18 protein-coding genes and 1 tRNA gene are annotated in these 19,687 nt (G+C 72.6%); 11 read left to right on the forward strand and 8 right to left on the reverse strand.

Annotated elements, in window-relative coordinates; translation table 11 throughout:
• Positions 1-66: 66 nt before the first annotated feature.
• From cyoA to ME121_RS19245, 4 genes are all read right to left on the reverse strand, one after another.
• Complete coding sequence (cyoA, locus tag ME121_RS19230) at positions 67-1,296, reverse strand: ubiquinol oxidase subunit II (protein WP_012318714.1); 1,230 nt, start codon at positions 1,294-1,296, stop codon at positions 67-69.
• Between the two features lie 132 nt (positions 1,297-1,428).
• The gene (locus ME121_RS19235; RefSeq protein WP_012318713.1) at positions 1,429-2,760 is read right to left on the reverse strand and encodes an MFS transporter; all 1,332 of its coding nucleotides are present in this window, start codon (positions 2,758-2,760) and stop codon (positions 1,429-1,431) included.
• A 167-nt stretch (positions 2,761-2,927) separates the two neighbouring features.
• The gene (locus ME121_RS19240) at positions 2,928-5,114 is read right to left on the reverse strand and encodes a glycosyltransferase family 2 protein (protein ID WP_053622457.1); all 2,187 of its coding nucleotides are present in this window, start codon (positions 5,112-5,114) and stop codon (positions 2,928-2,930) included.
• Positions 5,114-6,157: a hypothetical protein gene (locus tag ME121_RS19245; RefSeq protein WP_012318711.1), complete on the reverse strand. Its 1,044-nt coding sequence runs from the start codon at positions 6,155-6,157 to the stop codon at positions 5,114-5,116. The genes ME121_RS19240 and ME121_RS19245 overlap by 1 nt, the downstream gene beginning before the upstream one ends.
• 477 nt (positions 6,158-6,634) lie before the next feature.
• Here ME121_RS19245 and ME121_RS19250 point away from each other — a divergent pair.
• Positions 6,635-6,709 (forward strand) — tRNA-Val (locus tag ME121_RS19250).
• A 763-nt stretch (positions 6,710-7,472) separates the two neighbouring features.
• On the opposite strand, the gene ME121_RS19260 is transcribed toward ME121_RS19250, so the two are convergent.
• The gene (locus ME121_RS19260) at positions 7,473-7,691 is read right to left on the reverse strand and encodes a hypothetical protein (RefSeq protein ID WP_012318710.1); all 219 of its coding nucleotides are present in this window, start codon (positions 7,689-7,691) and stop codon (positions 7,473-7,475) included.
• Between the two features lie 61 nt (positions 7,692-7,752).
• On the reverse strand, positions 7,753-8,118 hold the full coding sequence (locus ME121_RS19265) for a hypothetical protein (protein ID WP_053622458.1): 366 nt from the start codon (positions 8,116-8,118) through the stop codon (positions 7,753-7,755).
• A 293-nt stretch (positions 8,119-8,411) separates the two neighbouring features.
• Between ME121_RS19265 and ME121_RS19270 the strand changes: the two genes are divergently transcribed.
• The 5 genes from ME121_RS19270 (at position 8,412) to ME121_RS19285 (ending at position 12,180) form a co-directional block, all read left to right on the forward strand.
• Positions 8,412-8,921: a hypothetical protein gene (locus tag ME121_RS19270; RefSeq protein WP_024830395.1), complete on the forward strand. Its 510-nt coding sequence runs from the start codon at positions 8,412-8,414 to the stop codon at positions 8,919-8,921.
• A complete protein-coding gene (locus ME121_RS19275; RefSeq protein WP_029359354.1) occupies positions 8,918-9,409 on the forward strand; it encodes a hypothetical protein in 492 nt (163 codons plus the stop codon). Before ME121_RS19270 ends, ME121_RS19275 begins: the two co-directional genes overlap by 4 nt.
• Positions 9,410-9,707: 298 nt before the next feature.
• Positions 9,708-9,845: a hypothetical protein gene (locus tag ME121_RS33825; RefSeq protein ID WP_012318706.1), complete on the forward strand. Its 138-nt coding sequence runs from the start codon at positions 9,708-9,710 to the stop codon at positions 9,843-9,845.
• A gap of 214 nt (positions 9,846-10,059) precedes the next feature.
• On the forward strand, positions 10,060-10,839 hold the full coding sequence (locus ME121_RS19280) for an SDR family oxidoreductase (protein ID WP_053622459.1): 780 nt from the start codon (positions 10,060-10,062) through the stop codon (positions 10,837-10,839).
• 57 nt (positions 10,840-10,896) lie between these two features.
• On the forward strand, positions 10,897-12,180 hold the full coding sequence (locus ME121_RS19285) for an amidase (protein WP_053622460.1): 1,284 nt from the start codon (positions 10,897-10,899) through the stop codon (positions 12,178-12,180).
• Positions 12,181-12,341: 161 nt separating this feature from the next.
• On the opposite strand, the gene ME121_RS19290 is transcribed toward ME121_RS19285, so the two are convergent.
• The gene (locus ME121_RS19290; RefSeq protein WP_179239961.1) at positions 12,342-12,989 is read right to left on the reverse strand and encodes a serine hydrolase domain-containing protein; all 648 of its coding nucleotides are present in this window, start codon (positions 12,987-12,989) and stop codon (positions 12,342-12,344) included.
• 635 nt (positions 12,990-13,624) lie between these two features.
• On the opposite strand from ME121_RS19290, the gene ME121_RS19295 reads away from it, so the two are divergent.
• The 3 genes from ME121_RS19295 to ME121_RS19305 all read left to right on the forward strand — a co-directional run bounded on the left by ME121_RS19295 (position 13,625) and on the right by ME121_RS19305 (position 15,529).
• Positions 13,625-13,879 (forward strand): hypothetical protein, encoded by a 255-nt coding sequence (locus tag ME121_RS19295; RefSeq protein WP_020093249.1) that lies wholly within the window; start codon positions 13,625-13,627, stop codon positions 13,877-13,879.
• A gap of 316 nt (positions 13,880-14,195) precedes the next feature.
• Positions 14,196-14,729, forward strand: a complete 534-nt coding sequence (locus tag ME121_RS33830) for a deaminase (RefSeq protein ID WP_234741792.1) — start codon at positions 14,196-14,198, stop codon at positions 14,727-14,729.
• Positions 14,726-15,529 carry a class II aldolase/adducin family protein gene (locus ME121_RS19305; protein WP_083461135.1) on the forward strand — a complete coding sequence of 268 codons (804 nt, stop codon included), beginning with the start codon at positions 14,726-14,728 and terminating at the stop codon, positions 15,527-15,529. Before ME121_RS33830 ends, ME121_RS19305 begins: the two co-directional genes overlap by 4 nt.
• A 223-nt stretch (positions 15,530-15,752) precedes the next feature.
• Here ME121_RS19305 and ME121_RS19310 read toward each other — a convergent pair whose 3' ends face one another.
• A complete protein-coding gene (locus tag ME121_RS19310; protein ID WP_012318701.1) occupies positions 15,753-16,652 on the reverse strand; it encodes a LysR family transcriptional regulator in 900 nt (299 codons plus the stop codon).
• A 142-nt stretch (positions 16,653-16,794) separates the two neighbouring features.
• On the opposite strand from ME121_RS19310, the gene ME121_RS19315 reads away from it, so the two are divergent.
• Both ME121_RS19315 and ME121_RS19320 read left to right on the forward strand, forming a co-directional pair.
• Positions 16,795-18,957, forward strand: coding sequence for a malate synthase G (locus ME121_RS19315; RefSeq protein ID WP_053622462.1), 2,163 nt, complete (start codon positions 16,795-16,797; stop codon positions 18,955-18,957).
• Positions 18,958-19,078: 121 nt separating this feature from the next.
• The gene (locus ME121_RS19320) at positions 19,079-19,612 is read left to right on the forward strand and encodes a flagellar basal body protein (RefSeq protein WP_280951364.1); all 534 of its coding nucleotides are present in this window, start codon (positions 19,079-19,081) and stop codon (positions 19,610-19,612) included.
• Positions 19,613-19,687 lie beyond the last annotated feature (75 nt).

Here is a 19,687-nt window from a genome sequence, read left to right on the forward strand (position 1 = left end):
CCGTTCAGTGGGTTCGACGGCGACCGCCGGTTGTGTGTGTGGAGTCCGCTGTCAGCACGCGCGGCCTCACTGGTTCAGCTGCTTGGGGGCGATCTGGCCGCCCTCGCTCTGGCCCTCGCCGGAGCCCTTGCCCTGGCTGTCGGGCGACTTCTGGCCCCGGACGTCCGGGTTGCCCATGTCGGGCCGCGGCTTCATGCCCTGCGGCTGCGTCTGGCCGTGGGGCAGGGTCTCCGAGGCCGGCGCCGTCGCGCCGGGCCCCTCGACGCCGCGCTCCGCGAGGCGGTTGTCGTACTGCAGGCGCTTGTAGTTCTCGGCGGCCTCCGCGCCGTGGGCCCCGCCCTGCGCGTCGATCTTCACCATCTCGCCGACGCACATCTGGTCGGGCCGCGGGCACATGCCGATGATCCGGTCGTAGAGGCCCTTCATGTACGCCTTGTAGAACCGCGCCGGCTCGGCCTCGCTCGGCTCCTCGAGCTTCAGGTAGGCCTCCTGGGTGAGCTCGCCGCCCTCGGCCTTGGCCTTGGCGATCCACTTGTCGAAGCCCTCGTTGGTGAGGCCGTGGAACTTGAAGAACATGTTGGAGAAGCCGGCGCCGCTGTAGTGCGCCGAGCGGCCCTCGTAGGCGCCCTCGCGGTTGATCACCGCGTGGAGCTGGGTCTGCATGCCGGGCATCGCGTAGACCATGCCGGCGAGCGTGGGCACGTAGAACGTGTTCATCACGTCGGTGGCGGTGATCTTGAAGCGGATCGGCCGGTCCACCGGCGCGGCGAGCTCGTTGACCGTGGCGATCCCGTATTGCGGGTAGAGGAACAGCCACTTCCAATCCATGGCCACCGCCTCGACCTCCAGCGGCACGGTACCGGCCGGGACGTCGCGCTTCGGGTCGATCTTGCTGAGCGGCCGGAACGGATCGAGGGTGTGGGTCCCGATCCAGGTCAGGGCGCCGAGCGCGATGATGATCATCAGCGGCGCCGTCCAGATCAGCACCTCGAGCTGGGTCGAGTGGTGCCATTCGGGATCGTAGACCGCGTCCTCGTTGGTCGCGCGGTAGCGCCACGCGAAGATCAGCGTGAAGGCGATCACCGGGACGATGATCAGGAGCATCAGCCCGGTCGCCGCCAGCACGAGGTTGCGCTGCTGCTCGGCCACGTAGCCGGCCGGGTGCAGGACCACGAAGTTGCAGCCGCCGAGCAGGGTCAGGAGCGGCAGGGCGAGGAGCGGCAGGAGGCGCCGCCCGCGGCCGCCTCGGCGGGTCGCGGCGTCGGTCCTGTCCGGTCGATGGATCGTGGAGGTCACAGCACGCGTCTCGTCATCCCAGGCCGCTCGCGCGGCGCTTCTGCCATGCCGCTGCCGCGGCGCTTCAGCCGTGCCGCGCGAGGCGGCGTTCCCGTCAGTTCACGGGCGGGCCGGGCGGCCCGCGCCGCCGACTCACATCTGGCGCAGTTCCGACCGGTCGGTGAACAGGGCCACGAGGCTGCAGACGGCGCCGGAGAGGAGGTAGACGCCGATCATCGCCAGGCCGTAGCGCTGCGACAGGAACAGGGCCACCAGGGGGGCGAAACCGGCCCCAAGCAGCCACGCGAAGTCGGAGGTGAGCGCGGCGCCGGTGTAGCGGTAGTGGTTGCCGAGGCGGGCGCTCACCGCACCCGCGGTCTGGCCGTAGGCGAGGCCGAGCAGCATGAAGCCGATCGTGACGTAGATGGTCTGGCCGATGGCGCTCTCGCCGAACAGGAGCGGCGCGATGATGCTGCCGACGGCGAAGAAGGCGATCAGCGAAGAGCTCATGATCAGGCAGTTGCGGCGGCCGATCTGGTCGGCGATCAGCCCCGAGGCGGCCACCGCGCCGGCGCAGACGATGGCGCCGGAGAACTGCACGATCAGGAACTCGCCCGGCGAGCGGGTGGTGCTGTTCAGCGCGAGCCACGCGATCGGGAAGATCGTCACGAGGTGGAACAGCGCGAAGGCGGCGAGCGGCACGAAGGCGCCGCGGACCACGTCGCCGGCGTGGTGACGGAACAGCTCCAGGGCCGGGACCGGGCGCAGCCGGTCGAGGTCCATCATCCGGGCGAACTCGTCGGTGGCGACGAGGCGCAGCCGGGCGAACAGCGCGACCACGTTGATGGTGAAGGCGCAGTAGAACGGGAAGCGCCAGCCCCAGTCGATGAAGTCGGCCTCGTCGAGGTTGACGAGGAAGAACGCGAACAGGGCGCTCGCCACCATGAAGCCCAGCGGCGCGCCGAGCTGCGGGATCATCGCGTACCAGCCGCGGCGCTCGCGCGGCGCGTTCATGGCGAGCAGGGAGGCGAGACCGTCCCAGGCGCCCCCGAGGGCGAGGCCCTGCAGGATCCGCAGGCCGGCCAGGATGTAGACCGCCGAGATGCCGATGCTGTCGTAGCGCGGCAGGAAGCTCACCGCCGCCGTCGACCCGCCGAGCAGGAACAGGGCGGTGGTCAGCTTGACGCTGCGCCCGTGGCGCCGGTCGATCGCCATGAAGATCACGGTGCCGACCGGGCGGGCGATGAAGGCGAGGGCGAAGATCGAGAAGGCGTAGAGGGTGCCCTTCAGCGGGTCGACGAAGGGGAAGAACACCTTCGGGAAGACCAGCACGCAGGCGATGCCGAACACGAAGAAGTCGAAGTATTCGGACGCGCGTCCGATCACCACGCCGATGGCGATCTCGTTGGGATGGACCTTGTGGTCTCCCATCGCCTGCTGGGCGTCGCGCTCCAGGCCCGTGACCGTAGGGGTGTTCGCACTCATCTCTGATTGTCGCCCTCGCCGCGCGCCCGTGGGGGCGCCTTGGCCGGAACTGCCTCTTGCGGCATGTCCAGAGGTACCGCAACCGGCTCCGGACGCAAGTTCACCCACTGACGCACGCATAGCACCGCGTGGCCGCAGCCACCGGCGGCGTCAGGGGCGCGGACCGCTCACACGCGGTAATGCGCCGAATTCCGTGACAGGTTGATGTTGTAATAGGGGTCGGCGCGCAGCTCCGGGCCCCAGCGGTCGAGCATGGTCAGCACCTCGCCCTCGAAGCGCTTCTGCTTCTCCGGCGTGTCCTCGGCCCCGCGGCTCTTCGACTCGTGATGAATCAATTTCGCGAAGGGCGTCCAGACGATCCGGTAGCCGGCCCGGCGGATCTTCAGGCAGAGATCCACGTCGTTGAAGGCGACCTTCAGGGCCTGAGCGTCGAAGCCCCCGACCTCCGCGAACACGTCCGCCCGCATGGCCAGGCACGCGCCGGTGACCGCCGAGACCTCGTGGGCGATGACCATGCGGCAGAAATAGCCCGGATCCGCGTCGGCGACGCCGAGATGGCTGTGGCCGGCCACGCCCCCGATCCCGAGGACGATGCCGCCGTGCTGGATCGTGCGGTCCGGATAGAGGAGCTTGGCCCCGACGGCCCCGATCTCCGGCCGCACCGCGTGGCGGACCAGCTCGGCGAGCCAGCCGGGCTCGAGCACCTCGATGTCGTTGTTGAGGAACAGGAGCACCGCGCCGGTGGCCGCGGCGGCGCCGCGGTTCGACAGATCCGAGAAATTGAACGCCCCCGGCACCGGCACGACGCGCACCCGCGGATCGTCCCGGTAGCGGGCGAACAGGGCGGCGGTCGCGGGCTCGCGGCTGTCGTTGTCGACGATCACCACCTCGATGTCGGGGTAGTCGGTCGCGCCGAGCAGCCCGTCGAGGGTCACCGACAGGATCTCGGCCCGGTCCCGGGTCGGGATGACCGCGGAGACCCGCGGCGGCCGCGCCGGCAGCGGCCGGACCAGGCGGTTGAAGCCGCCGGGACCGCGCTCCGCCCGGCCGCCCCAGGGTGCCACGACCTCCTCGAGGGCGCGCAGGCGCGCGGCCTCCGCCCGAGCGAGTGCCCGGTCCGAGAAGGTGCCGGAGCCCTGCGCGGCGCGCCAGTGATAGAGCACCCGCGGGATGTGGCGGATGCGGGCGGGGTCGAGCCCGTCGGTCAGCCGCAGCAGCAGGTCGTGGTCCTGGCTGCCCTCGAAGCCGGGGCGCAGGCCGCCGACGGCGCGCAGCGCCTCGGTGCGCACGACCGTGAGGTGGTTGATGTAGTTCTGGGCGTAGAGCAGCTCGCGGTCGAAGCAGGACTTGAAGTGCGGGTCGAACCGCCGGCCGCGCCCGTCGATCTTGTCCTCGTCGCTGTAGATCAGCACGAGGCCCGGGTCGCGGCGGAGCGCCCGGGCGACCTCGTAGAGGGCGTCCTCGGTGAGCGCGTCGTCGTGGTCCATGAAGGCGCAGACCGCGCCCCGGGCCATGCCCAGCGCGTCGTTGGTCGCCCGGGCGATGTGGCCGTTCTCGGTCCGGGCCAGGACGCGGATGCGCGGGTCGGCCTCGGCCGCCCGGCTCAGGATCCGCGGGATCTCGGGGCGCGTGGAGGCGTCGTCGACGGCGCACAGTTCCCAGTGGGGGTAGAGCTGCGCGCGCAGCGACGCCAGGGCCGCCCGCAGCACCTTCGGATCCGGATCGTGGACCGGCATCAGCACGGAGATCAGCGGCGGATCGGTCCAGGCGGCGATCTCGGCGGCGATCCCGTCCCGCTCCGCGCGGCGCAGGGTGTGGGTGCCGAGCCAGGCCTCGTAGCCGCTCACGCGCCGGTGGCGCAGCGCCCGGCCGAGGAAGCCCCGCGCGCGCACCTTCTTGCCGAGGATCCGCCAGGTGAAGGCCTGCACGGTCAGGCCGGGATCGCGCAGGAGCCCGCGGGCGGCCAGGACCGGCCGGGCGAGGCGGCGCACGGCGATCCGGCGCAGCCGGACCGGCACCCGCCCCGCCGGATCGGCCACGCGCAGCTCGACGACGTCCTCGGGCAGGCAGCCGATCCACGCGAAGGCACCGCCGCCCCGGGCCTCCTGGGGCAGCAGCGTGCCCGGCCGCCCGTCGGGACCGACGAAGCTGATGTCGGGGAGGGTGTCGCGGGCCTCGGCCGGGTCGTTGGACAGGATGATCTCGACCCAGCGGCCCGCGAGATCCGGCAGCGCGACGCGCAGCCCGTCGGCGCCCGCCCGCGCCGGGAGGGCGCGCCGCTTGCCCCAGAGCCCCGCGACCTGCGCCGTCGGGAGGCGGAGTTCGGGCACCGCCGGCCCGGTCGAACGCACCATCAACTCCAGCTCTTGTCGACCGAGGCCTTCACGGCATCCGACATGGCCACGTCGAACACGATCATGTCCTCGACCGCCTTGACGCTCTTCAGGCGCTCGGCCAGCGCCAGCGTCTCGGCCGGCACCGGCGGCAGGGTCGGGATCGGCGTTCCGATCCCGAGGCGGTCGAACAGCGTCGACGCGAAGGCGGAGAACCGGGTCTTGTGGCCGACGATCCCGACCCGGGCGAGAATCTCGATCGCCGCGATCGAGTTGCCCGGATGCAGCCGGTCGTCCGGCATGCGGGTCCCGAGCTGGCGGGTCAGCGGGTTGTAGAGCAGCCGGTAGGCGGGCTCGGGCAGCATGCGGAAGAAGCGCTTGAGGCTCTTCACGTCGGAGAAGTCGTAGTCGTCCGCGAAGGCGGCGGCCTCGGCCAGCGGCCCCAGGCGCCAGCTGCGCCCGGGATCGGCGGCATCCGCGGCCCGGGCCTTCAGCCAGCGCATCCGGGCCGCCATCTCGATCTGCGGTTCCTGGAGCAGGATGGCCGTGACCATCAGGTCCGGCGTCATGAAGTTCTCGTAGCGCGGGATGGTCACGGCGCCCGACAGGAAGGCCGACGGCGCGGCCGGGCCGGCCAGCACGCAGCTCAGGATCTCGTCCGGCAGCTTGTGGATGCCGAAATAGCAGTGCTGGAAATACGGGAAGAGCGCCGTCTGGAGCACGATCTCAGGCTCGATGCCGGTGTTGACCAGCATCACCCGCTGCCGGATCTGCCCCTCGGCCGGCATGCGCCGGTAGACCAGCACGTTGGTGTCGGCATCGTAGAGTTCGAGCCGCGGGATCTCGGACAGGCCCGGCACCTCGGCCTCGCTGACCACGAAGGTGCATTGCCCGGTGGCGTGCCAGCCGTTGCGCTTGAAGGCCTCGTCGATGACGCTGGCCGGGACCTCGGCCACGCGTCGTCCGTCGACCGCGACCACGACCCGGCTGATGGCGAGGGGATTGTCCGGCACGATCCAGCCGCGGATCGAATCGCCCTGATCGTGGTCGATGAAGTAGCGCATGTCCTGAAGCGTGAGGCGGCGGCATGCCGGCGCCAAGTGTCCGCCATGTGTCGCGGCGCGGCCGGATGCCGAGCGGCAGGGCCATAGCGCATTTTTCCGTCGGCGTGCACCATGGCGCGTTCGGACCGGGGACGGATCCCGGCGGGTCGACCCCGCCGGCTCGATGTGACCGTCTCTAAGCCACTGATGCCGAATGCGCTATCCGACCGCGGCGCGATGCGATCGGGTCGGCGCGTGCCCGGGACGGACCGGCGGGGGACGCGATCGATCGGCCTCGGCATGCAGGTTCCGCTTGCGCCCTCGCCGGGCAGCCGCTATAGGCCCCGCCCACCGGAGCCCGAACGGCGCCGGGCCGGGCGCGTAGCTCAGCGGGAGGGCACTACCTTGACAGGGTGGTCGACACTCCTCATAAGCTACTGACCAATATGGACTATCTCGATGGCGTCCAGGTTCGGTGAACCTGATCGTGATCGATGAGGAGACGTAGCACAGCGGTAGTGCATTCCCTTGACATGGGAAAGGTCACAGGTTCGATCCCTGTCGTCTCCACCACTCGACGCCGTGAAGTGTCCGGCTTTCTCCAGAGCATGCGCCTCGAACGGATCCCTCGCGGGATCACCGACCCCGAAGGGGTCTGCCGAACCTGACGCGGCCTTTGGCAGCGCGCTTGCCCGCCCATCCCACAGTCGCTCGGCGGCCCGCCCCGCGCGGCGAGACGATCAGGCTCGCCCGTGCGCGTCATCGGCGCGATGACGCCCCCTCGTCCGGGGTGAGGAGCCGCACGGGGACCCGTGAGACCCGGACCAGCCGCGCGCGACCGCGTCGGACAGGGACGGGAAGCCGCCGCGCAGGTCGACGGACGCGATCCGGTATCGGTGGTCGCCGACGAACCCGGTTCAACCGCGCCACGCGCCGCGCGCGCTTCGCCCAGGGCAGGGACGCGGCGATCCGCGGATCGACCTCGAAGGCGATCATGCGCCGACGCCGGATCTGCACCGTCGCGATGCCGCGCGCCGCCGTCCAGGGGATCCAGTCGGTGGAGAGCCGCCGGTCGAAGATCCCGCCCGGTCCGACCGACACCACCGGGCCGCGCCGGAGCAGCGTGCGGAGGACGCGCGCCGCGCACAGCCCGGCCGCCCTCCCGGGCGAGCGATGGATCTCGACGACGGTCAGGGCGATGCGCTCCCGGCTGCCTCCGGCCCCGCGCACGGGCACGCGGTCTCAACAGCGACGGCGCACCGGGGCGGCACCCCGCCGAAGCGGCCTCGGCCGCACTGTCCCGCGGCTACGCCGCGCCGCCGGCGAGACCGGAGTCCTACGGTGTCGCGGCGCGGGCGAGGGCCGCGCGGCGCAGCCGGCAGACGGCCTCCGAGACGCGGCGCGCCCGGTCCCGTCCCGCGTCCGGCCGCGGGCGGTCGCAGGCCTCCGCCACCGCGTCCAGCACGGCCGAGGCCGCCGCCATGACGGCCAGCGCCGTCGCCGAACCGGCCGAGACCAGGAAGAAGATCGTTGCGATGACTTGCGGGGCGGTCATGGCGCACCTCCTCGGGTGCTCCGCGGCGGTTTCGCGGTGGTTTCGCGGTGATGAGGAAGACTTATGACCGCTCCGGCGGGAATCGCGTGCGGCCGAGCACGGGCCGCGTCGCGTCGGGCGCATCGCGTGCGGGACCGGCGCCCGTCCCCGCGGCCGTCGCGCCGGCGGGCTCCGGAGGCGCGGAGAACCTCAGCTCGATCGTCCGGCCCGTGCGCGCGACGACCTCGCAGGCCTGGTTCAGCATCAGGGCGATCGAGACGAGCCGGACGGTGCGCGGCGGCACCGCCTCCGGCCGGACCTCGATCCGCGCGCCGGATGTCCGGAGCTCCCAGATGAGGCAGTCACAGCATTCCTGAGGGGCCCCGAAGAAAATCTGTCCGGTCTTGAAGGCCGGCCTCCAAGCCTCGTCCGAGCGGTACCCGGCCATCGCGATCTCCCGAACTACAAACATTTCAACCCGTAACGACGGACTGAATACGCGGTCATTCGAGGCGCGAATTCTGTATCAAACAACACGTCCTGCGAGCGCGCCGGCGAACCCGCCGCCGGCAGGTGCCGGCGATCCGGCGCCTGCCGAGGGGCCGCCGCCCGTGGCCACCGCGCGCGAGCGATCCGCGGCGTTAATAGTCCGACACCTTATCGCTCGCCGTTTAATCCTTCGTTAACCATTCTAAACAGTTTAGTCGGATCAGAATTGCGTCCACAGGGAGCAGGGGATCCGTGAGCGAGCTGCAGAGGCTTCTGAGCGATCCTCGGTTTCGGTCCGCGGACAAGGTCAAGCGCGGCGCCGGTGCCGCGCCCGAGCCCGACCTCGGCAACGTCCTGCGCGCCGTCGCGTCGTTGCAAGCGCGGACCGAGTCCCCGACACCGCCGGCCGCGCCGCGGGACTGGGACGCGCTCATCAACCGGGTGCAGACCGCCGCGCGCCAGGCGCGCGTGATCGAGGCCCAGGCGCGCGAGCGGGAGGCGCGGATCGAGCAGGTGCTGGATCAGGTCCGGGAGGAGATCCACGCCTCCAACGAGCGCGCCCGGATGGCCGAGATGCAGGCGCGCGAGGTCCAGCTGCGCGCCGAGGCGCAGGTCGCCGCCGCCGAGGAGCGCGCCAAGGCGGCCGAGGCCCGCGCCCGCACCGCCGAGGATCGGGCCCGGCAGGCCGAGGAATGGCTGGACCGCGTCCAGCAGGCGATCCTGTCCGAGTTCTCGGACCTCACCGAGCAGGCCGCGGCATGAGCGCCGCCCGCGCGTGGGACGGGCCGACGGAGCCCCATCCCCTGTCCGACCCGGCCTCGCCGCGCGACGGCCGCGCCGACCCGGTCGACCGGGTCGTGGCGCTGTTCTCCGGCGCCGCCTCGGCCGCGCCGGCGTTTTCCGCGGCCGAGGATGACTGGTCGACGTCCCTGACCGCCGTGCGCGGCGCCGCGGCGCGGTTGCGCGCCCTGCAGGCGAGCGCCCGCGATTCCGTCCGGGAGGCCCAGAGTTCCGTGCGCGCGGCCGAGACGGCGCGCCGCGCCGCGGAGGAGCGGGCCCGCCACGCCGAGGCGCTCCTCGCGGCGGCGCTCGCCCGGGCCGAGCAGGCCGAGGCGCAGGCCCGCGCGTCGGACGAGCGGGCCGAACGGGCGGAGGCCCAGCGGGCGGAGGCACGGGCGTGGCTGCGCCGGATGCACGAGTGCATGGTCAACGAGTTCGGCGCCCTGTCCGGAGCGGCGGATCGGCCCTGAGCCGGGGCGCGCCGGCCCCGGTCGGGCAAACGTCCGGCCCGGATCGCGGCCCGCTCCCCTTGATCCAGGAACGCGGGTATCCGGCCTATCACCGCGCTGACCCGCCGTGCGTCGGCCCCCGCCGAGCGCGCGACGCAGCCGGCAGGGCGCACGGTGGCCGCGCCGGCGCGAGGGGCGCCGCGCAGATTTCCCCGAGCTCCCGCAATTGCGAGCACTCGCCTTAAGCCGGCGAAAACAATTCTCAGGTCATAGAATTCTGATCTCGTCGTCTCGACGCCGTCCGCTTGGCAGGATCGCCGTGACCCTCAGCCTCGTCCTCAGCACGTCCCTTCCGCTCCTCACCGGGGCGGTGGCGCTGCTGTGGGCGGGGTTCGTCGCTCCGGAGCGGGAGGAGCGTCCGGACGTGCCCGACGCCCGCGACCTGCGCACGTGGTGAGCGCCAGAAGCCGGCCGGGCGTCCGCGCCCGGTGGCGGCGCCAGCGGCACGGATCCCGGTTCCGGCCGTAAGGCATCCTCCGCCGGACGGCTCCCCACTGACGTCACCCCGGGACGCCCCGCGCCCTGTCCCGGGCCGCTTCCGGGGACGGCCCCCGGCGCGCTATGACGCGCCGGGCGCCCTCGCGGCGAGGGCCGGCTCACGGAGGCTTCCCATGGATCTCGGCTTGAGCGGGCGCCGGGCGCTCGTCTGCGCGGCGAGCAAGGGGCTCGGCAAGGGCTGCGCCCTGGCGCTCGCCCGGGAGGGCGTCGCGGTGACGATCACGGCCCGCACCGCGGAGACGCTGGAGCGGACCGCGGACGAGATCCGCGCCGCGACAGGTGCCACCGTGACCACCGTCGCGGGCGACATCGCCACCGAGGCCGGCCGGGCCGCCGCGCTCGCCGCCTGCCCCGAGCCCGACATCCTGGTCAACAATGCCGGCGGCCCGCCCCCCGGCGATTTCCGCGAGTGGGACCGCGACGCCTGGATCCGGGCGCTCGACGCCAACATGCTGGCGCCGATCGCGCTCATCAAGGCGACGGTCGACGGGATGATCGGCCGCGGGTTCGGCCGGATCGTCAACATCACCTCCGGCGCCGTGAAGGCGCCGATCGAGCATCTCGGCCTGTCGAACGGCGCCCGCTCGGGACTGACGGGCTTCGTGGCCGGGCTCGCGCGGAAGACCGTGCGGCACGGCGTGACGATCAACAACCTGCTGCCCGGCCCCTTCGACACCGACCGGATCCGCAGCAACGCGGCGGCGGGGGCCGCCAAGGCCGGCACCACCGTGGAGGCGTTCCTGGAGGCGCGGGCCCGCGACAACCCCGCCGGCCGCTTCGGCCACCCCGACGAGTTCGGCGCCGCCTGCGCGTTCCTGTGCAGCCAGCAGGCGGGCTTCATCACCGGGCAGAACCTGCTGATGGATGGCGGCGCCTATCCCGGCACGTTCTGACGCGGACCGGCCCTCCGTTTGCAGGGGCGGGCCGGATCACATCGTGCGGTGAGGACCATGAGCGTACGCGAGACCGTCGAGGAGCGTCTGGCCCGGATCGCCGAGGGGGACCCGGCGGTCTTCACCCGCCTGTACGCGGAACAGGCCCGCGCGGCGGCGGACGCCGCCGATGCGCGCCGCCGGGACGGGATCTCCCTCGGCCCCCTCGACGGCGCGATGGTCTCGATCAAGGACCTGTTCGACGTGGCGGGCGAGACCACGCGCGCCGGCTCGATCCTGCTCGCCGACGCCGCCCCGGCGCGGACCGACGCCCCGGTGGTCGCCCGGCTGCGCCGGGCCGGCGCGGTGATCCTGGGCAAGACCAACATGTCCGAGTTCGCCTTCTCGGGGCTCGGCCTCAACCCGCATTACGGCACCCCCGGCAACGCCGCCGATCCGGCGTGCATCCCCGGGGGCTCGTCCTCCGGCGCCGGGGTCTCGGTGGGGCAGGGGACGAGCGACATCGCGATCGGGTCCGACACGGGCGGCTCCGTCCGGATCCCGGCCTCGCTGAACGGCGTCGTCGGCTTCAAGCCGACCGCCCGCCGCGTGCCGCTGGAGGGAGCGTTCCCGCTGTCCTACGCCCTCGATTCCCTGGGGCCCCTCGCCCGGACGGTCGCGGATTGCGCGGCCGCCGACGCCGTGATGGCGGGCGAGGAGCCCGCGCCGCTGGAGGCGCTCGCCGTCGCCGGCCTGCGCATCGGCGTGCCGCGGGGCCTGCTGTTCACCGAGACGGAAGGGCCGGTCGCCGAGGCCTTCGAGCGGGTGCTGTCGCGCCTGTCCCGGGCCGGCGCCCGGATCGCCGATCACCCGATCGACGACCACCTCGCCGCCATGGACGCGGCGCTCCCGGACGGCTCCCTCGCGGCGATCGAGGCCGCGGCGATCCACGCCGACTGGCTGGACAGCGCGGCCGACCGCTACGACCCGCGGGTCCATCGCCGCATCGTGGCCGGGCGGGGCGCGACGGCCGCGGGCTACATCCGGACGATGCGCCGGCGGGCCGCGCTGATCGCCGCCTTCGACCGGTACCTCGCCCCGCTCGACGTGCTGGCGCTCCCGGCGACCGCCACCACGGCGCCGCTCACCGCCCCGCTGGCGGCGGACGACGCGGCCTTCCTGGCGGCCAACCGCCTGATGCTGCGCAACACCGCGTTCGGCAACTTCTTCGATCTCACCGGCCTGTCCCTGCCGATGCCGGACCTGCCCCGGCCGGCGGGCCTGATGCTGCTGGCCCGGCACGGTCAGGATCGCCGGCTCCTGGCGATCGGGGCCGGGATCGAGGCCGCGCTGGCGGGGTGAGCGCCCCGCGCAGCCGGGGTCCGCTCACCGGATGTGGCGGGACAGCGCCACGCCGAGGCGCTCCGCGCCGATCTTCGGCTGGCCGCCGGCCACGAAGACGACGAGATGCTTGCCCGGATCGACGTCGACCGCGCTGTTGACGCCGTAGGTCCCGCCGACCTTCAGGAAGACCGGCCAGGACCTGACGGCTGGCCCTCCGTGCCGTGGCCCTGCGCGAGACGCTCGCGGTCGGTCGGCTTCGCGGTGACCGCCGTGCTGGTCATCCCGAGCGGGCCGGTGATCCGTTCGGGCATGAGGCTCTCCCACGGCGCGCCGGGACGTTCGGAGAGACCGTAGCCGAGCAGGCCGATGCCGGCATTCGAGTACCGGTAGGGAGCGGGCAGGGCGCAGCCGCCCGCCTCGGATCCCTCCGGGCTCCAGCGCGACACCCAGGCCAGGAACGCCTCCGGCGGGCAGGTCCGGACGCCGCGCTCCGCCAGGGGACGCGGCAGGTCGCCCGGCAGGGTCGGCATCCCGGAGGTGAAGTCGGCGAGTTGCAGCGGCGTGCCGGGGCGCAGGCGGTCCGCGTCGACGGCCCCGGCGAGCAGCGCGGTCGTGAACACCTTGGTGATCGAGCCGATCTCCACGATCGTGTCGGGCAGCGCGTCCGCCTCCGCACCGGTCGCGAGGTCGGCCGGGCGCCCGGCCCCCTCATCGAAGCCGCCCCGCGCGCCGCCGGGACCGGCGGCGCGCGCGAGGACGAGGGTGGCGAGGCCGGCCGTCACGATGGGCCGAGACCGCCCGCCGGCCCGACGATCCGCGCTGTTCACGGTCCCTCTCCCGATCCGCCACCGGCGTGCCGGGCAAGTCAGGCAAGGTCGAATACATTGACGAAAACTTAATACAGAACGGAAACCGCGTCGAACACAGACGATAATGCGTAGTGGATACGGGCATTGATTGAATGCGATCCGTTGACATCAGTCTTGCTTGGCAAGCAGCGTGACGCACGCTCCGGACGCGGACAGCGCGCCGGTCGCGGGAGGATCACGCCGTGCATTCCGTGCGGATGATGGGGCTCGTGGCCCTTGTGTTGAGCGGCCTGGTCCTGGCGGTCCCCGCGTCGGCGTTCCCGCTCACCAGCGCCGCTGGCCGGCGACGCGAGCGGGCTGACCCGGGTCGGCGACTGGTGCGGGCCCGGATTCCACCGCCCCCTGGGGCCGGTGCGTCCCAGACGTTCGCCGGTTCTACGGCCCGGGCCCGGCGTTCTACGGAGCCCGCTCCTACGGAGGCCGGCGCCTCTACCGGACCTACAACGATCGCTGGCATCGTAACTGCCGTTGGCACCGCAACTGTCATTGGCGTCGCCGCTGACGAACGCGCCGCCCGCGCCACATACCGCTTCCCAGATCCGCGGCCGGCCGGACACCGGCCGCCGCGGCGCCGTACCCGGAGACCTGTGACGATGCGCCTCCCGCTGATTGCCTTCGCGACCGCGATCGCCCTGACCACGGGGGCGGCGGCGCAATCCGTTCCGGAGCCGCCCATCCAGAGCCCGCAGGACGCCGCCTGCCGCGAGCAGGCGCGGGCCCAGATCTTCAGCTATCCGAACCCGAACAACCTCAGCCTCTACGACCTCGGCTCGCAGATCTGGCACCTGTGCATGGCGTCCTATCACGGCCGCGGCCCCAATCCCGGCCGCACGGAGCAGCGCTTCTAGGCCGCGCTTCCGGGACGGCCGCGGGCCGCGTCGCGGCCGCCGGGACAGCCCCTCGAGACAGCGCGGCGGAACCGACCATGACTAGCCAGCTCCGCGGCACGGGGCGCGGCGCGGCCACGCACCGCCCGTCGCGCCCGACGCGGGCCGGCGCGCGCGTTCCTCGGGGCCGCGGCCGAGACCTTCATGCGGGCGGCCATCGCCGAGGCGCGCCGCGCCGACTTCCCGTTCGGCGCCGTCATCGTCGCGCGGGGGCGCGATCCGCGCCCGGGGCCTGTATCTCGGGAAGCAGCAGCGCGATCCCACGGCCCACGGCGAGATGGTGGCGATCCGCCGCTTCCTCGCGCAGCACGGGCCGGAGGCGCTGCGGGGGACGACCCTCTACACGTCCGGCGACCCCTGCGCGATGTGCATGGGCGCGATCGTCTGGTGCGGGCTCCCGCGCGTCGTCTTCGCCGCCTCGTTGCAGCAGCTCGCCACGAAGATCGACCAGATCACGATCACCTGCACGCAGGTCGCGGACTGGTCGGCGTTCCGCCAGATCGCGATCACGGGCGGCGTCCTGGCGGAGGAGGCGCTCGCGCTCTTTCCGCCCGGTGACCGCCCGTCCGAGCAGGGGACCGGGAAACGGCTCGCGCGACCGACCGCGCGGGCGGCAGCCCGGTGGGACGCGGCCGTCGCCGCCCGGGCGCCCGCCGCATTGCCGGGTCGCGCGCCCTGGTGCACCCTGCCGGCGATTCCCGGACCTCGCCCCGAGCACCCGCCCCGGGCCCCCGGGGATCGCGGGACCGCCTGCGCCGGGCGGCGATCCCGGAGGGCCGACAGGGCCGACCGGCAGGGAGCCGTCGCATGAGCGCAGCCACACCGTCGATCGTCGCGGACCGGGATACGGACCCCGCCGATCACGCCGCGACCCGCGCGATGCGCGTCGACCTCGCGGCCGCCTACCGGCTGATCCATCGGCTGGGCCTCGACGACAGCATCTACACCCACATCTCGGCGCGGCTGCCGGGCGGCGGGCACCGGTTCCTGATCAACCCCTACGGGATGCGCTTCGAGGAGGTGACGCCGGAGAACCTCGTCACCGTCGACATCGACGGGAAGGTGCTCGAGGACCCGATGGGGCTCGGCATCAACCCGGCCGGGTTCACGATCCACAGCGCCATCCACGCCGCGCGCCACGACGCGATCTGCGTGCTGCACACCCACACGGTGGCGGGCGTCGCGGTCTCCTGCCAGGAGGAGGGGCTCCTGCCCCTGAACCAGTGGTCGATGCAGTTCACGGGGCGCGTCGCCTACCACGCCTACGAGGGCATCGCCCTCGACCTCGACGAGCGGCAGCGGCTGGTGGCCGATCTCGGCGACAAGCCCGTGATGGTGCTGCGCAATCACGGCCTGCTGACCTGCGGCCGCACGGTCGGCGAGGCGTTCCGGCTGATGCACAACATGGAGCGCTCGTGCCGGGCGCAGCTGGCGATCCAGGCGGCGGGCGCGCCGGTGATCCGGCCCTCCTCCGCCATCGCCACCAAGACCGCCGGGCAGTACGCTGCCGGCTACGACCGCGTCGTGGTCCAGGGAGAGCCCGACAACGAGTGGGCGGCGTTCAAGCGGATGCTGGCGCGGACGGATCCGGATTTCTTCGCGAATGGGTGAGGGCGGAACGGTCGCCGGCTGACCAGATCGGTCGATGCGCCGCTCTCCGTCATCGCGAGCGCAGTGAAGCGACCCCGGGCAGCGCGATTCCGGCCAGCCGGCGCTGCTGGATTGCTTCGCTCCGCTCGCAAGGACGGCGGTGCCGCAGTCATCGACCGGAGAGGGTATGAGACGCCTATCGGGTGCTCCCTCTCTGCAGGAGCGAGACGCCGCAGCACGCGCCTCACCCCTCCGCCCAGGCCCCGCTCGACCGGTAGGCCTGCTTAAGGAACGCGATGAAGGCCCGCGTCTTGGCCGGCACGAAGGCCCGGCTCGGGTAGACCGCGAAGATGCCCGCCGAGGCCGCCGCCGCGTAGGCCGGCAGCACCACCTCCAGCAGGCCGTCGCGGAGCTCCGCGTGCACGTCCCAGGTGGAGCGCAACGCGATCCCGAGGCCGCCGATCACGGCCTCGCGCACCACCTCGTTGGAATGGGTGCGCAGCGGCCCCGACGCGCCGACCGTGCAGGGGCCCTCCGGCCCGACCAGCCGCCAGGGATTCTGGTTCTCGGTGGCGAGGCAGACATGGCCGCGCAGGTCCTCGAGGCTCTGCGGCCGCCCGGCCGCGTCGAGGTAGCTCGGCCGCGCGCAGAGGACCCGCTGCACCGGCGCGAGGCGCACCGCCGTCAGCCCGGAACTCTCCAGCGCGCCGACCCGGATCGCGAGATCGTAGCCGCGCTCGACGATCGACTCGAAATCGTCGCTCAGCTCCAGGTTCAGCACGATGCCGGGATGGAGGGCGAAGAAGGCCCTCAGGTGCGGGACGATGTGCAGGCGCCCGAAGGAGCTCGGCGCCGTGACCCGGAGCGTCCCCCGGGCCCGCGTCGCCGTCTGCGACACGAGGCTCTCGGCCTCCGCGATGGCGTCGACGATCGGGGCGATCCGCTCGAAGAAGGCCGCCCCGACATCCGTCGGCGCCACGCGCCGCGTGGTGCGATGCAGCAGGCGCACGGCGAGGCGTTCCTCGAGCCGCTTCAGCCGCTTCGAGACCACCGCGACCGACAGGCCGAGTTCCGAACCGGCCTGAGTGAGGCTGCCGGTGCGGACCACCCGGGCAAAGATCTCGAGGTCGCTCTGGTCGCGCATTCTCAACGCTGCGGAAAAAATCAAATCCCTTTTGCCGCCTTTCTCGCGGATGCCAAGCGATCTATCGAGGGAAAATCAAAAAATTTTCACGGCGCGTTCGATTTTTTCTGACGCGCGGGCCCACGCATCCCAGAGGATCGCCATGTCGAATCTCGTCGTCGCCGAGGATCTCCGCACCTTCCTGTCCGAGGAGGCGCTGCCGGGGACCGGCCTCTCGGCCGACCAGTTCTGGTCGGGCTTCGCCGCGATCGTCCGCGATCTCGCACCGCACAACCGGGCGCTGCTCGACCGGCGGGACGGCCTCCAGGCGGACATCGATTCCTGGCACCGCGACCATCGCGGCGAGCCGCACGACCCGATGGCCTACGCGGCCTACCTGACGCGGATCGGCTACCTGCAGCCGGAGCCCGCGGCCGTGCGGGTGACCACCGAGAACGTGGACGCGGAGATCGCCGCGATCGCCGGGCCGCAGCTCGTGGTGCCGATCTCCAACGCCCGCTACGCGCTCAACGCCGCCAATGCCCGCTGGGGCAGCCTCTACGACGCCCTCTACGGCACCGACGCGATCCCGCAGGACGGCGACCGCGCGCCCGGCACCGGGTTCAACCCGGCCCGGGGCGCCGCGGTGGTGGCCCGGACCAAGGCGTTCCTCGACGCGACCGCGCCGCTCAGCGTCGGCTCCTGGGCGGATGCCATGGGCTTCTCGGTGACGGACGGCCGCCTCGCCATCGACCTCGGCGCCGGCCGCAGCGCCGGCCTGACCGGCTCGGCCACCTTCGCGGGCTTTACCGGCGACGCCGCGGCGCCGACCGCGCTCCTGCTGCGCCACAACGGCCTGCATATCGAGATCGTCATCGACCGCGCGAGCCCGATCGGACGCACCGACCCGGCCGGCATCGCCGACGTGGTGCTGGAGGCCGCCCTCTCGACCATCATGGACATGGAGGATTCGGTGGCGGCCGTGGACTCGGCCGACAAGGTCGCGGTCTACCGGAGCTGGCTCGGCCTGATGCGCGGCGACCTCGTCGCCACCCTGTCCAAGGGCGGCCGCACGATCGAGCGGCGGCTCGCCGCGGACCGGACCTTCACGGCCCCCGACGGCGGGCGCCTGACCCTGCCGGGCCGGTCGCTGATGCTGGTCCGGCATGTCGGCCACCACATGTACACCGACGCGGTGACCCTCGACGGCGCCGAGATTCCCGAGACGATCCTCGACGCGGCGGTCACCGCGCTGATCGCCCTGCACGACCTGAAGGGCACCGGTCCGCTCCGCAACAGCCGGACCGGCTCGGTCTACATGGTCAAGCCCAAGCTGCACGGCCCCGACGAGGTCGCCTTCGCGGTCGAGCTGTTCGGCCGGGTCGAGGCACTGGTCGGACTCGCGCCGCGGACGCTCAAGATCGGCGTCATGGACGAGGAGCGGCGCACGACGCTGAACCTCAAGGCGGCGATCGCGGCGGCGGCGGACCGGCTGTTCTTCATCAACACGGGCTTCCTCGACCGGACCGGCGACGAGATCCACACCTCGCTGGAGGCTGGCCCCGTGGTCCGCAAGGACGCCATGAAGGCGACCGCCTGGATCAAGGCCTACGAGGACGGCAACGTCGATGCCGGCCTCGCCTGCGGCCTGCCGGGTCACGCCCAGATCGGCAAGGGCATGTGGGCGGCCCCCGACCGGATGGCGGCGATGCTCGACGCCAAGGGCGCCCACCCGGAGGCGGGCGCCAACACCGCCTGGGTGCCGTCGCCGACGGCCGCGACGCTCCACGCGCTCCACTACCATCAGGTGGATGTCCGCGCCCGCCAGGCGGCGCTCGCCGGCCGGGCGCCCGCGACCCGCGCCGCCATGCTGACCCTGCCGCTCGCCGAGGGCGCGCTCGCTCCGGAGGCGGTGCGGGAGGAGCTCGACAACAACTGCCAGGGAATCCTGGGCTACGTGGTCCGCTGGGTCGACCAGGGCGTCGGCTGCTCCAAGGTGCCGGACATCCACGAGGTCGGGCTGATGGAGGACCGCGCCACCCTGCGGATCTCCAGCCAGCACATCGCCAACTGGCTGCGCCACGGGATCGTGGATCGCGCGCAGGTCGCCGCCGCCCTGCGGCGGATGGCCGAAATCGTCGATCGCCAGAACGCCGGCGACCTGGCCTACCGGCCGATGGCCCCGGGCTTCGACGGGCCGGCCTTCCGCGCCGCCGAGGCCCTGGTCTTCGAGGGCGCTAGCCAGCCGAACGGCTACACCGAGTTCGTGCTGCACCGGTTCCGCCGAGAGGCGAAGCGCCTGGACGCCCCCGTTCGGGCGGCCTGAGGCTGCTCCCGGATCCCGGGCGCGCCCCCGGGATCCGCCCCCGCGGGATCGCTGAGGCCTGCGCCCCGCCGGCCCGGCGAGCCAGTCGACGGCCTGCGAACTCCGCAATCCCGCGCAGCGGATCTACGTCACGCTGTCCGCCCAGATGGCGCTCGAGCAGCGCCTGAACACGGTGGCCGCCAACGTCGCCAATCTCGGGACGGTCGGGTACGGCGTGCCCCTTGGCGTGCTCTACGCTGTCGGCCTTACGGAGACCGGCAAGCGCGGCTCCCTCCAGCCCTACGCCATGAACATCGAAGGGCCGGCCTATTTCGCGATGGGGCCCCAGGACGTGCTCGCCCACTTCACCGCGGCGCGCCGCCGGGGCGCGCGCCTGATCGATCTCGGCTGCATGCAGATCAACCACCACTATCGCGGCGGCAAGTTCGCCTCGGTCGAGGCCATGATCGACCCGCGCGCGAACGTGGACTACGCGACGCAATTCCTCCGGGATCTGAAGCAGCGGGAGGGCAGCTGGACGATGGCCGTGGCGCGCTATCATGCCGGCCCGCACAACAACGCGGCGCAGAAGATCTACATCTGCCGGGTCGTGGCGAACATGGTCGCGACGGGTTTCGGCCAGTGGACGCCGGCCGCGGCGCATTTCTGCCGGTGATCGTCCAGGCCGGGCGCAGAATGCGGACCGGGGCGGGGCCAGGGAACCAACCGGAGGACCGGGGCCTTTCGGCAC

Source organism: Methylobacterium sp. ME121 (assembly GCF_000974725.1).
In the GTDB taxonomy this organism is placed as follows: domain Bacteria; phylum Pseudomonadota; class Alphaproteobacteria; order Rhizobiales; family Beijerinckiaceae; genus Methylobacterium; species Methylobacterium radiotolerans.